At 35.3% G+C, this 14,255-nt stretch carries 8 protein-coding genes; all 8 read right to left on the bottom strand.

Annotated features, from left to right (window positions below; all coding sequences use genetic code 11):
* Positions 1 to 179: 179 nt before the first annotated feature.
* Entirely contained in the window at positions 180 to 2,417 is a 2,238-nt protein-coding gene (locus ICJ83_RS07200) for a GH92 family glycosyl hydrolase (RefSeq protein ID WP_188229698.1), read from the bottom strand.
* Positions 2,418 to 2,456: 39 nt separating this feature from the next.
* On the bottom strand, positions 2,457 to 4,880 hold the full coding sequence (locus tag ICJ83_RS07195; RefSeq protein WP_188229697.1) for a glycoside hydrolase family 3 N-terminal domain-containing protein: 2,424 nt from the start codon (positions 4,878 to 4,880) through the stop codon (positions 2,457 to 2,459).
* 90 nt (positions 4,881 to 4,970) lie between these two features.
* Positions 4,971 to 6,449 (bottom strand): alpha-L-fucosidase, encoded by a 1,479-nt coding sequence (locus ICJ83_RS07190; protein ID WP_188229696.1) that lies wholly within the window; start codon positions 6,447 to 6,449, stop codon positions 4,971 to 4,973.
* Between the two features lie 8 nt (positions 6,450 to 6,457).
* Positions 6,458 to 8,791, bottom strand: coding sequence for a GH92 family glycosyl hydrolase (locus ICJ83_RS07185; protein WP_394354301.1), 2,334 nt, complete (start codon positions 8,789 to 8,791; stop codon positions 6,458 to 6,460).
* A gap of 27 nt (positions 8,792 to 8,818) precedes the next feature.
* Positions 8,819 to 10,951: a c-type cytochrome domain-containing protein gene (locus tag ICJ83_RS07180; protein ID WP_188229694.1), complete on the bottom strand. Its 2,133-nt coding sequence runs from the start codon at positions 10,949 to 10,951 to the stop codon at positions 8,819 to 8,821.
* A gap of 6 nt (positions 10,952 to 10,957) precedes the next feature.
* Positions 10,958 to 11,746, bottom strand: coding sequence for a chitobiase/beta-hexosaminidase C-terminal domain-containing protein (locus tag ICJ83_RS07175; RefSeq protein ID WP_188229693.1), 789 nt, complete (start codon positions 11,744 to 11,746; stop codon positions 10,958 to 10,960).
* Complete coding sequence (locus ICJ83_RS07170) at positions 11,743 to 12,786, bottom strand: NHL repeat-containing protein (RefSeq protein ID WP_188229692.1); 1,044 nt, start codon at positions 12,784 to 12,786, stop codon at positions 11,743 to 11,745. Before ICJ83_RS07170 ends, ICJ83_RS07175 begins: the two co-directional genes overlap by 4 nt.
* Before the next feature lie 11 nt (positions 12,787 to 12,797).
* Positions 12,798 to 14,255 (bottom strand): DUF1501 domain-containing protein, encoded by a 1,458-nt coding sequence (locus ICJ83_RS07165; protein WP_188229691.1) that lies wholly within the window; start codon positions 14,253 to 14,255, stop codon positions 12,798 to 12,800.

Raw genomic sequence — 14,255 nt, 5'->3', positions numbered from 1 at the left:
ATTAACAATTTTTTAACTCAGAGCGCAATTTTTTTTCGACAAACAACTATTCTGAGGTACTGAATGAAATACTATTTAATATAATTGAAATTAAATACAGTTTTTAACAGAAAAAAGCCTACATAATCAATTGTTATGTAGGCTTTTTTGTTAATATTTTCGTAAGGTATTTTTTTAATTTACTCCTGAATTATTTTTAAATGCTTATTATCTGTTAAATCCGCATGATTTATAAAATAACTGTTTAGTTTTCTTCCGTCAAGTTCTATTCGCTTAATTTTTCCATCACTATTTTTATCACGTTCAATAGTAAGTGTTTTATTACTGTAATAGGTTTCATTAAGCTCTATGGTGATTTTTTCAAACATAGGCGTTGTAATCGTGTAAATTGGTTCGCCTGGAACAACAGGATAAATTCCCATCATGGAATACACCAACCAAGCGGACATAGTTCCTGTATCGTCGTTTCCAGGTAAACCTCCTGGTTCATTTTTAAAATATTTTCCAACAAGTTGCTTTACCAATTTCTGACTGCGGTATTCTTCCCCTTTAACATAATTAAACAAAAAAGGATAAGCTATGTCTGGTTCATTAGCCATATCAAATTTATTTAAATCAAAAACCTTTTGTAGTTGATTAGTAAAAACCTTATCGCCTCCCATTAATTTCTTATAGCCTTTAATGTCGTGCGGATTCATAAATGCATATTGGTATGCATTTCCTTCAATATACCCTACATTTTTTTCAAAATTAGCGCCCTTATCCGGATCGAAAGGAGAATACCAACTGCCATCGGCATTCTTTGGTCTTAGCAACTTAAAATCATTGTCGAATAATTTTTTATAAGATAAAGAACGATTATAAAAACGCTTATAATCTTCTTTTTTACCTAAAGCTTTTGCCATCAGTGCTATAGCATAATCTGCTATATTATATTCCTGAGTCGTCGATACCGGACCATTGCTATCGGTTGTTAAATATCCTTTTTCAATATAATCGCTTAATCCTGGTCTTAACGGATTATTTTCAAGCTGATCAGCACTTTTTATCATGGCCTCATAGGCTTTTTCTACATCAAAATTGGTTATCCCTTTTAAATAGGTATCGGTAATAACAATACTAGCTGGATCACCAACCATGGTAAAGGTTTCTGTAGAATTGAGTTCCCACTTTGGTAACCATCCGTTTTCATCATACATACTTAACATACTGTTTACCATATCAATTTGCTGCTCTGGATAAACCAAGGACATTAATTGATGTAAATTTCTATAGGTATCCCATAACGAAAATACTGTATACCGTGAGCCTGATGTTTTCCCTATCTTACCCGTTTTTATTTCAGGATACTCCCCATTAACATCATTAAGCATATTAGGATGAATCAATGTATGATATAAAGCGGTGTAAAAAATAGTTTTATCGTCTTTGGAGCCACCTTCAACTTTAATTCTGGAAAGTAATTTGTTCCATTTATTATAAGTTTCATTATAAATGGTTTCAAATGACTGTCCTTTGGTTTCAGCTTTAAGATTTTCTCTAGCATTTTCAATACTTACATACGACACACCTATTTTTACTTCAACCGTTTCGGGCTTTTCAAAATTATACGAAAAGTACGTACCTATACTATCACCAACTACCGTTCGTGTAGCATTTTCCATAATACGTGTTTTCCCGTTATACCCCATCCATTGTGCTTCTACACCATCATATTTGGCAGGTGTGTTCCAAACGCCGTAACGCTCAGCTGGTTTCGAAAATTTTGCAACAAAATAAACTGGATAAGCATCTTCCGGGCTGTTATAACAAAATGACCCCACGGTACGCACGCCTTCAATTTCGGTAGGAGATACAATTTTTACCATGGCACCCTGTTCGTTAGTAAGACCTAAACCCAAATTAAGTAAAATATTAGATTGCCCTTTTGGAAAAGTAATTTTACTTACACCAACATGCTCTGAAGCCGTTAATTCTACTTTCGTATTATACTTATCAAGATCAATACTATAATATCCCGCTTTAGCTACTTCATTTTTATAAGTCGTACCATATTTTAAATGATTAGTTTCCAACTTACCTGTGGTCGGCATTAGCAACAAAACACCTAAGTCGGGACAACCTACGCCACTTAAATTAACATGAGAAAATCCTGTTAAAAAGGTGTTTTCGTTTACATAAGGATTTGATAACCATTGACTATCCTTTTCTAAAGCATTTTTAGAACCTGATACGTTAAACGGACTTACACTTGCCATACCACGAGGTGCAATTGGTCCCGGATATGTTGCTCCAAAATTGGATGTCCCAATAAACGGATTAACATAATCGGCTGGCTCCTGTGCCTGGCTGGTTGTAATACCCCAAACACTCAAACAAATTGTGGCCAAAGTTTTTATTGGTTTGCACTTTATCATTTTACTAAATATTTTCATTTAAAACTTTTACTAATTATTCTAATTAATTACAATCTCACCTGTTAACCGAATGTCTTCTGAAGAAGTTCCAACAAAAACTTTAAATACACCAGGCTCGACAACACGCTCCATATTTACATTTAATAACGATAAATCCGAAGACTTTAAAGTTATTGTAATTTCCTTTTCCATACCTGGCTCTAAAGTTATACGTTCAAAGCCACGAAGTAATTTTTCATAAGTAACAACAGATGCATACTCATCCTGAATATATAATTGAGGAACTTCATCTCCTTTATAATTTCCTGTATTTTTGACTTTAAATGAAATTGCAATTTGACTAAAATCACGAGAAGTCTTTTCAGATGAAATTTTTAAATCACTATACTCAAACGTGGTATAACTTAAACCATAGCCAAACGGATATAGCGCTGTATTGACGCGGGTTTGACCGACGTCTTCTTTACCCTGTCCCTTTTGAGAACTGCGTTTGAATGGAAAGTTAAACGGAATTTGTCCCACCGTTCTTGGAAACGTAATTGGTAATTTTCCTCCTGGATTATATAATCCGAAAATAGTTTCTGCAATGGCTTGTCCGCCATATTCACCAGGGAACCATGCTTCAATAACCGATGAAATATGATCATTAATCCAGTTAATACTCATCGGGCGACCATTAATTAAAACAACAACAATTGGTTTTCCTGTTTCGTAAAGTGCTTTAACCAAATCTAATTGGTTTCCAGGTAAATTTAAAGATGTTCTCGATTTCGATTCTCCAACAGTATCTTCGTTATCACCTACAGCAACCACAATCAAATCAGATGATTTTGCTTTTTCCACAGCTTCATCGATATATTTTTGTTGAACATTATCTGGAGACATTTGATATAACTCACTTTTTGGCCAGTTTTTATCGTAAAAATCGCAGCCCTGAGCAAAATCTACATTGACTTGATTTCCTGTTATATTTTTTATCCCATCGTAAACCGATTGCACTTTAATATTAGAGGGGCCATAACGGCTTATAGAATGGTTTATGGCTTTGGCATTCGGCCCTGTAACCAATATGTTTTTCAATGACTTTAAATCTACTGGTAAAAGGCTTTCTGAATTTTTTAAAAGCACTAAAGATTCGCGTGATGCCTGTAGTGCTATTTTTTCACTCGCTGTATTATGAACTATAGCATCTGCTTCTTTAACATGATTTACATAAGGCTCATCGAATAACCCTAATTCAAATTTTACACGTAATACATCTTTTACGCGCTCATTGATAATTTCCATAGGAATCCTACCTTCATTGACTAATTCGCGTAAGGGTAAGATAAAATCTTCAGCAGGTGTGAAATTAGTACGTACATTTAAACCAGCCATTACTGATAAGTATACGGTTTCTTTAAAATCTTCAGCAATGTGATGGCGACCTTTTAACCCTCCAACGGCCCAACTATCAGAAACAACATAGCCATTAAAACCCCAGTTATCACGTAAAAGTTCTGTTAAAAAATAATGACTAGCACTCACAGGTATACCATTGTAATCATTGTATGAAGACATTACGCCTTTAAGTCCTCCTTCTTGAACAACAGTACGAAACGGTTCTAAATATATCTCGTGCATTTCGCGTTCGGTAATATGTGGATCGGTTCTTACATCACCATCGCGACCACCTTTAGGCGCACTATAAACGGCAAAATGTTTAGCTGTAGACACAACATCCTGTGCTTGTAGTGATTGAACCATACCCAACCCTAATTGCGAAACTAAATACGGATCTTCTCCGTAACACTCTACGGTTCTACCCCACCTAGGATCTCGAGCTAAATCTAAAATCGGAGAATATATATTCGTATATCCCAGGGCTCTTGCTTCTTTTCCTGTTATTTCTCCAATTTTCGAAACTAAATTTTTATTCCATGTGCTTCCAATTCCAATTTGAGCAGGAAAACTGGTAGCCCCATCGTGACAAAGTCCTCTAATCCCCTCATTTGTAAAATCTACAGGAATACCTAATCTCGTTTCTTCAACAAAAAACCGTTGCACTTCATTAATAGCTTTTGCATGATTTGATGGTGGCCAGGAATATTGTGTTTGCGCACTTTTATGATAAGCAAGCCCATTTAAATGTTCATCGATATTTCCAATCCCATCTTTATAGATTCTATTTTTCCAATCAGGGTTAGGCAATTCGTCTTTAAGCACCCTTCCAAAACCGTAAAGTGTTGCCATTTGGCAGGTTTTTTCATCAAGAGACATCAAATTCAATAAATTAGCAATTCTTTGCTCTAAAGGTGCATTTACGTCTTCGTAAACATCCTTCTTTTTATTTTTATTGAAATCAATATACTCTTTATGATATATTTTAGGTGATTTTTTCTTTAATACAAATTCCTGAGCATCTAGCTTGAAATTAACAAGCAAAACAATAATAATAACAGAAATTATTTTTTTTAGAATCATAGTGTGTAAATGAATATTAAAGATAAAAATAGGCATCCACCGAAACAGGACGTTTAGCAGACACCTATTTAAATTATATAATATATTATTCTATTGGTTAACTGCTTCTACCTTCAATGTCCAAACATGTTTTGACGGTAGATTTGATCTTAAGCTTTCAGGAATAATCACCTTAAATCCTTCAGCTTGTTTTTCCCATTTTAGTCTTTTATTAGATCCTAACATGGTAATTTTAGCTCCTCGCTTGGGCGTTAGTGATTTCACAAAAACCTCGGCAGGAATCGTCTTTTCACCTTCTTCAGCTAAATACATTAAAAATACATTTCCTTTCTCATTTTGCGTCATGCAAATATTGTCTTCTTTGAAAGGGGCTATAGGTTTAGTTCCATAAATTGCCGAACTATTTACGTCCATCCAATTACCGTAAGCCTCTAATAAATCGTAAGCTCCCTGCTGCCACTCACCTTCAGGACTTGGTGCTATATTAAGTAAAAGATTTCCCCCTTTAGCTACCACATCTACTAACATTTGAATACCTTCTCTTGCACTCATATATTTAGCATTTGGTGTATAAGACCATCCTCCTCCAGAAATAATACATGACTCCCATGGGTAAGGCAATGTTTTTTCTGGCACGCGATTCTCTGGCGTTAAATAGTTTTGGTTCTTTCCGTGCACGGCACGATCAACAACAATTAAACCTGGTTGTTGCTTGCGAGCCTTAACGACTAAATCATCCATTTTTATATCCTGGTTAACCATACGATGTTTTAAATAACCATCTTCACTATTTTCCATAGTGTGTTTATACCATTCATTAATTTCAGCTTTTGGCGATTTCGCAACCCAGCCACCGTCTAGCCAAAGAATATCAATTTTACCGTAATCGGTTAATAATTCCATAATTTGATTATGGGTAAACTCAACATATTCGTTCCACTTCTCTGGGTTTTCAGTTGGTGAATAATTTACGTTTCTGTCTTTAGGTGGATATTTTGGATCCCAATAACTATCAACATTCCAGTCTGGTTTAGAAAAATAAGCACCAGCCCAAAGCCCTTCATTTCTAAATGAATTAAAAATTTCCTTTGCAATATTTGCCTTAGGATGCGTTGAAAACGGCGTTTTAGGTGATGTTATTTTATAATCTGTATACTTGGAATCGAACATGCTAAAGCCGTCGTGATGTTTCGTTGTAAAAACTACATATTTCATACCAGCATTTTTAGCTGCTTTTGCCCACTTATCTGGATCGAACTTGGTTGGATTAAACGTTGTTTGCAATGCTTCGTACTCTTTCTTATACTCGAAATAGTTATCTGGATTACTTCCTTTTTTACGCTCGCACCATCCATATTCTTCAGGACATAACGACCAAGACTCTACAATACCCCATTGGCTATATGTTCCCCAGTGCATTAATAATCCAAACTTTAATCCTTGCCATTCATCTAATTTTTCTAATACCAAAGGATCTGTTTCTGGTACATAGCGTTCATCTTCATAAATAGCTTGCGAAAACATTTGCATAGAAACAAATGCTGTAATAACTAAAAGCGTCTTTTTCATAATTTTGATTACTTTGTTTTAATTGAGTTTGTTAGCGAATAAGGTACTTGTTCTGGTTGGCTACCCCACGCTTTATTTGCTTTATTTGATAATTTGAATTTTAAAATTCCTCCTTTTTGAATCTCATCAGCTTTCAAAAAATTCTTGTTGTAGGCTGTTCCATTTAAATTTACAGAATCGATATAAAAATTAGTATCGGAATTATTTTCAGAAATAATTTCAAATGTATTTCCATTTTTTAAATGAAGTGTTGCTTTATTAAACAACGGGCTACCTATAACATACTGGTCTACACCTGGCGTTACAGGATAAAAACCTAAAGCACTAAACACATACCATGCCGATGTTTGTCCATTATCCTCATCGCCACAATATCCATCTGGAGTCGCAGCGTATAATTTGGTTAAAACTTCACGAATACGTTCCTGTGTTTTATAAGGTGCACCAGCGTAATTATATAGATAAATCATATGTTGAATAGGCTGATTTCCATGAGCATAATTACCCATGTTTACGATTTGCATTTCCCTAATTTCATGAATGGTAAAACCATAATACGAATCGTCGAATTTAGGGGGCATGGTAAAAACACTATCAAGCTTTTCTATAAATGCCTTATTACCTCCCATCAAATTAATTAAACCTTGAACATCTTGAAACACCGACCATGTATAATGTAAACTGTTACCCTCGGTAAAAGCATCTCCCCATTTTAGCGGGTTAAAAGGATATTGAAACGAACCATCTTCATTTTTGCCACGCATTAAACCTGTTACTGGATCAAATAAATGATGGTAGTTCATTGATTTTTCGCGATACTTTTTAGCAATATCTGTTTTACCCAATTTTTCAGCCATTTCTGAAATGGTAAAATCGGCGTAAGCATATTCTAATGTTCTTGCGGCATTCTCGTTAATATCAATATCATAAGGCACATAGCCTAATGAATTATAATATGTTAATCCCGCACGTCCTACCGAATTTACTGGTCTGCCCTCAGATACTGTAGCGTTTTTTAAAATGGCTTCAAATAAGATGTCGGTATCTTTTTCATTTACGTTTCCTTTTAAAAATGCGTCAACGATAATTGGAGCTGAATTAGAGCCTATCATACAATCACGATGCCCGGGACTCGCCCATTCTGGCAACCAACCCGATTCCTTGTACGTGTTTGCCAACCCAGACATAATATGGCTATTCAATTCTGGGTACATCATGTTAAAGAAAGGAAAAACAGCTCTGAAAGTATCCCAGAATCCATTGTCGGTAAACATATAACCCGGTAAAACTTTTCCGTTATACGGACTGTAATGTACTATTTCATTATTTTTATCAAACTCATAGAATTTTCTAGGAAATAATAACACACGATATAAACACGAGTAAAATGTTTTAATATGATCCAGGTTATCATCTTCAATTTGTATTCTGTTTAGTTCCTCATTCCAACTCTGTTTTGCTTTTTCCTTTGTTTGTTCAAAAGTATCTGAACCAACTTCTCTATCTAAATTTAATTGTGCTTGTTCTAAACTTATAAAAGACGACGCTACTTTAACGTGAACTACTTCTCCTTTTTTAGTTTTAAAACCAATTATAGCGCCAACATGCTCACCTTCACTTTGAGACACATCTTCTAAGAGTTTCCAGTCATCAGCCCAGGTGCTTGTTAATTCGAAATCTTTATCAAACTCAGCTACAAAATAATTATGAAAATTCTCTGGCACACCACCGCTATTGTTTCTGCAATAACCAATAATTTTACGTTCTTCCGGAATTATTTTCACCATAGAACCTTTATAAAATGCATCTAAAAGCAGGTAAGACCGATCTGCCTCTGGAAAAGTGAATTTAAAATGTGCTGCACGTTCGGTGGGCGCTACTTCTGCAACAACATCATAATCCGCTAAATACACCGAATAATAATACGGTTTTACGGTTTCAGCTTTATGAGAAAAATAAGAAGCCCTTTCATCTTCCTGGTATTTTAGATCACCTGTCACCGCCATTAACGAAAACGCAGCATAATCGTTGATCCATGGACTAGGCTGATGTGTTTGCTTAATTCCTCGAATGGTTTTTGCATCGTAACTATATGTCCAACCATTTCCCATTTTCGCGGTTTGTGGCGTCCAAAAATTCATAGCCCAAGGCGTTGCAATAGCCGGGTATGTATTGCCATTGGATAAACTAAAGTCCGAGTCAGTACCCATCAACGGATTTACATAATCTGCCAGATTTTGCGTTATTAATTGTTGCTCAGGAGCGATTTTCGCCTCCTCTTGACAAGATAAGCTTATGGCAAGGATAAATCCTGTTATATATTTTAATTTTGTTTTATACATCATTTTATTTAGTTTGTCTTCTTCATTTTACCAAAACATAAGTTCACTAACAAATATCCATGGCGGATTTCCGGCACCCTCATGCCAATTTGGTAATTCTTTAGGGCTTTTAATTAATACTTTAAAATAACGTCCCTCAGTTTTTTGAAATTCTAAACTGAAATTTTGAATAAACACGTTATCATCATATGTTAAACTGCGTTTTAATGCTTTTGAAGCGACCTGTTTAAAACCCGTTGTCTTGTTATTTGATACAAATAAGGTTATTTCGGTTGGTAACATAATCCAATCTCTTGGAAGTGCCAAACAGGAAACTGATATTTTATTTAGTGATGCTTCATTACCAAAATCAACTACCGCATCAATATCTTTTCCTAAAAAACCAGCCCATTTTTCATCTTTAAAGTTTGTTGATCCCAATTGAAAATCGAATAATTTTGAGGCTCCTGGGTATTTTTCATCTGGTTGATGCAACAAAGTATAATCTATTACCTTATGATTTACTTTGTAAAATGTTTTACTGCCGACATCACTTGTATTCCAGCCTTTTTTATAAGCCTTATATGTAAGTGTCGTGCTAGAATCTAACACTATAGGTCGAGTATACGGTGTCGAAGTACTATCAGGTTCTGAATTGTTTCGATTATAAAATATAGCAACATCTTTAATGTTAGTTTCTAATTTTAACATTAAAGTATCTAAAAATAAATCTTTTGAAACATGTAATTCTGGTATTCCTAATTGTGCCGTTTCCGCATAATCCCAGGCTCCCGTATTTATTTTAACGTCTAAATTTCGACTCAAGTCTTCTGCAACATACCTGTCTATACCAGTATTCCAAACGTAAACGGTTTCAATTTGTTCCGTCTCCAATAAAGCTTTTAAACCACTACCTGTTATTCCCTGATTACCGACAAGGTTTAACACTTTAAGCCTTGGTAAAGCTTTCAAAACATTTAAGGTTTTATCGGTAATTTGAGTGTGAGTTAATTCGAGCTTTTCTAAGTTTTCTAGTTTTTTTAACTCCTTTGCTAACGCATCGGTTAAGTTAGTCTGACTTAAATCCAATTCTATAATTTGCTCTTTTAAATCCTGTAACGTTTTTATGTTTTTTTTAGTTATGGTGTCCTTTTTAAATTTTACCCATAATTCTGGATTTGCCGGCACCAGTTTTCTAACTAAAAACCCCTCTGATTCAGCATCTTGAACAGCTTCAATACTTGCTTCGGCAATGTGACGTTCTTCTACAACCAAGTAATCTTTAAGTAATCGATTTAAAGTATCATTTTTTTTAAGTTTTACTACTTTATTATCAATAACTTCACTTTGGTCTAACCAATATTTAATGATCCATAATTCATCTTTAGTAAGTTGTGGTTTACCTTCTGGAGGCATATGATTTTCATCTGAAACTGGTAGCATTATATGCTTATAAAGTAAACTTTCTTCTGAAACCCCTAAACGAATGGCTAGACCTGAATCGCCACCATTTAAAATATCTTTTTTAGAAGCTAAAGACAAACCACCTTTTCGCTTTGTTTCGTTATGGCATTGTATACATTTATCATCTAAAATTTTTAGAACCACATGGTCGTACATATTCAAACTATCAATAACTTCGATAGTTTCTTGCTTTTTAGGAGCTTCAATGTATTCTGTTAGAAAATCCTCACCATGGGTTAATACGCTCCCATAGTGACCTGCAATACTCATTACCACTAATGTTATGAGAAACAATGGAAAAACCAACCGTTTAACGTTTCCTGTTTCATTTTTAGATAAGCTATAAAGTGTAGTTATTAACCCTGCAGTAGTTATTCCTGTCCAAAAATGGATATCAAGGGTTGAACCGCCGTAACCATCTTCTAAGGACAAAAAGTACCCAAAAACACATGCAATTATTGAAAACACCGCAGAAAAACCTAAAGCGAGCGTTATGGTTTGCTTTGGATAATTTTTTCGAATTCTACCTGCAACGTCTAGAAAAAAAGTAAGGATCAACGCCCCTATGGGCAAATGTAAAATTAAAGGGTGTAACCGGCCAAAAGCCAAAACAATTCTCGGTACATCATCACTATTTAGTGCACCAGCTACGCTTGAAAGCAACAAAAATGCTACTAACACCAAAGATTGTTTTTTATATTTAATAGCCTTTAGCATATATATTTAGTTAAATAACCATTCATCCATAAACAGCCAAGCACTCGTTCCTCTACCTTCATGCCACTCTGGGATGGACCTTATATTTTGGACATTAATTTTTAAGGTTTTCACTTCTGTTTCGAGTGGAATCTTAATTGTTTTATTAGATATTTCGCTTGAAGATTCGGTTTTATTTAGTTGTATTGTTTTCATGGATTCCGCATCTCCATTAATAATAACAGAGACTTCCTCAGGTGGAAAAATCCAAGAACCCGTATCTATTAAAAAGCTTATATCTACAGATTTTAAATACGTTTTTTCTTTGAAACACACCGTTGCTGAAGCTAAGGTGTCAAAACCAACCCATTGGGCATCAGTGAAATTTAATAATCCTTTATTTTCATTTATAACTGTTTTTTCGCCTAATCCAGGGTATTTATTACTGGCCTGGGTATGCCAAATTATCGACTCGGCTTGCTTACCTTTCTTATATATTTTAAGTTCTGCAATGTCACTAGATTTCCAATCTGGATGATACGCTCGAAACCTATACAACCCTGGATTTGATACTTTAATTGGGTCTTGGTATTTATTAGATGATTCATTAGGCATATCACCATTTGAGGTGTAGAATATGGTTGTTCCATCTACCTTTAAACTAGCCTTGATAATTACAAAGGAATCTACTAAAACACTATTTGCTATAACTCTAGGCTGTACCAATTGCACTTCTTTCGATTGCAAATAAGCTTTATTTTCTTTAGAAGCACAATTCATGAGCAACAAGCAAAATATCCAAATAACTAACCTCATACGCGCGTTAATTTTATAGGATAGGTTTGTCCTGAATTCCACTGTGCTACGTACATGTTTTCATCATCATCAATACACACATCATGAGGATGCTGAAACAATCTAACCGTTTGATATAATTCATCTAAATTACCGTTAGCATAAGAAGGTGCTGTAGCTCCAGGACAAGATACCACTTCATTTTTCTCATTCATAATCAATAAAAATCCTGAATCACTATTGGGTGCATTTTTCGATTTTAATACGGCGAAATAAATATCATTTTTATGAATAACCGGTCTACAAATAAGTGCACCAGGAACAGGAATAGATTCCAGGAAGTTGCCTTTTAAATCGAATCGTTTTAAAATATTCATCGATCGAGCCGAAATTAAAAGCGATGGATTATTTTTATCTCTATTATCGTAACAAATACCATGAGCATTTAAAAATTGCCCATTTTCTGTTCCCTTTCCTCCAAAAATATTTAACAGTTCACCTTTGTGATTGTAATGCGTAATATACTGACTTCCATAACCGTCGGCTACATAAAAATCGCCATTAGGCAATACAGTCGTTTCTGTAGGTTTAAATTGTTCTTTACGCTCATACAAGCCTGTTTCCGAAGGAAAATCAATTTCGAATACTTTTTTACCATCAATGGTGGTTTTGATAACCTGATGGCGTTCATAATCGGTAATTAACAGGAAATCTTCACCATTTTCCTTTACCAATGTTAGTCCGTGCCCTCCAGGAAATTCCGTTCCCCAACTGGAAATAAACTTTCCTGATTTATCATAAATAATTACATTGTTTTTAGTATGATTGGTAAGTAAAACGATACGGCCTTTAGAGTCCTGAACCATCTCATGACAATCTTTAACCGGTGTTACATTAGCATTTAAATTACCCCAAGCCATATCTACTTTATATTGATGCGAATTATGACCAATAATAACGTCTTTATTGGGCTTAAAAGAAAAGGCACTTGAATATAACGGGCTTGTTAAAATGCCTAACGATGCTAATGACGATTGTTTAAGAAATGCTCTTCGACTCATGATTAAAAAAATTAAGCGATTAAATCGTTTACAACATGACCAGACACATCGGTAAGTCTGAAGCGACGTCCTTGATGTTTAAACGTAAATTTAGTATGGTCTACACCCATTAAATGCATAATTGTAGCTTGTAGGTCGTGCACGTGTACTGGGTCTTTAACAATATTATATCCAAAATCATCGGTTTCACCATACGTAAACCCCGGTTTTACCCCGCCACCTGCCATAAACATGGTAAAGCATTTTGGGTGATGGTCGCGACCGTAATTGGATTCTGTTAATACCCCTTGACTGTAGTTTGTTCTACCAAATTCGCCACCCCATACCACTAGAGTATCTTCCAATAAACCACGCTGTTTTAAATCCATTATTAAAGCACCCGTGGCCTGGTCGACATCTTTGGCTTGCTTTTCAATTTGCGTGGGTAAATTATTATGCTGATCCCAACCCATATGATACAACTGAACAAACCTTACATCGCGTTCTACTAAACGTCTTGCCAATAGGCAATTAGCGGCATATGTACCTGGAACCAACGCATCGGTACCATACATTTGAATGATGTGTTCTGGTTCTTTATCTATATTCATCGTATCCGGGACAGAAGTTTGCATACGGTAGGCCATTTCATATTGTGCTATCCTGCTGTTAATTTCTGGATCTCCAAATTCGGTTTCCTGTTTATGATTTAACTCACTAAGGTGATCTAACATTTTTCTGCGGTCACTTCTAGACATACCTTCTGGGTCTTTTAAGTATAATACCGGATCTTTACCAGACCTAAATTGAACCCCTTGATGCAAAGAACTTAAAAAGCCATTCCCCCAAAGTCTGGAATACAATGGTTGACCATTTGGTCGACCTGTTCCACGCGATAACAATACGGTAAAAGTTGGCAGATTTTCATTTAAACTTCCTAGTCCATAACTCATCCAGGACCCCATACTAGGGCGTCCCGCTTGCTGCGAACCTGTTTGAAAAAAAGTAATAGCGGGATCATGATTAATCGCTTCGGTATACATCGATTTTACAAAACAAAGCTCATCGACTACTTTTGCTGTATAAGGCATTAAGCTACTTACCCAAGCGCGCGATTCGCCGTATTGATCGAATTTAAATTGACTTCCTACTAATGGAAAACTATCTTGTCCAGAGGTCATCCCTGTTAAACGCTGTCCTTGTCTAACTGAGTCCGGTAAATCTTGACCACGTAATTTATCCAACAAAGGCTTATAATCGAACAATTCTAATTGAGAAGGACCACCACTTTGAAACAAATATATAACGCGTTTTGCTTTGGGAGCAAAATGAGGCAATTTTAAAGCCAGTTCGTCTGGAATATTATTTGCTGATACAGAATTAAAAGGATCTAACAAAGACGCAGCAGCAAGCCCCCCTATTCCTAGGCCAAGCTTCTTTAAAAAGTGTCTTCTGTTATTATTTAAAAAATGTTTTGATAATTCTTCCAT

It is taken from the genome of Aestuariibaculum sediminum, from assembly GCF_014596945.1.
GTDB lineage: Bacteria > Bacteroidota > Bacteroidia > Flavobacteriales > Flavobacteriaceae > Aestuariibaculum > Aestuariibaculum sediminum.
The sequence above is the reverse complement of the archived record's forward strand: the minus strand, read 5'-3'. Positions and strand labels throughout refer to the sequence as shown.

What these genes read in the sequence shown, in the direction of transcription:
- ICJ83_RS07200 (WP_188229698.1), bottom strand. Translation starts at nt 2,417, where the DNA reads ATGATAAAGTGCAAACCAATAAAAACTTTGGCCACAATTTGTTTGAGT.
- ICJ83_RS07195 (WP_188229697.1), bottom strand. Translation starts at nt 4,880, where the DNA reads ATGATTCTAAAAAAAATAATTTCTGTTATTATTATTGTTTTGCTTGTT.
- ICJ83_RS07190 (WP_188229696.1), bottom strand. Translation starts at nt 6,449, where the DNA reads ATGAAAAAGACGCTTTTAGTTATTACAGCATTTGTTTCTATGCAAATG.
- ICJ83_RS07185 (WP_394354301.1), bottom strand. Translation starts at nt 8,791, where the DNA reads ATGTATAAAACAAAATTAAAATATATAACAGGATTTATCCTTGCCATA.
- ICJ83_RS07180 (WP_188229694.1), bottom strand. Translation starts at nt 10,951, where the DNA reads ATGCTAAAGGCTATTAAATATAAAAAACAATCTTTGGTGTTAGTAGCA.
- ICJ83_RS07175 (WP_188229693.1), bottom strand. Translation starts at nt 11,746, where the DNA reads ATGAGGTTAGTTATTTGGATATTTTGCTTGTTGCTCATGAATTGTGCT.
- ICJ83_RS07170 (WP_188229692.1), bottom strand. Translation starts at nt 12,786, where the DNA reads ATGAGTCGAAGAGCATTTCTTAAACAATCGTCATTAGCATCGTTAGGC.
- ICJ83_RS07165 (WP_188229691.1), bottom strand. Translation starts at nt 14,255, where the DNA reads ATGGAAGAATTATCAAAACATTTTTTAAATAATAACAGAAGACACTTT.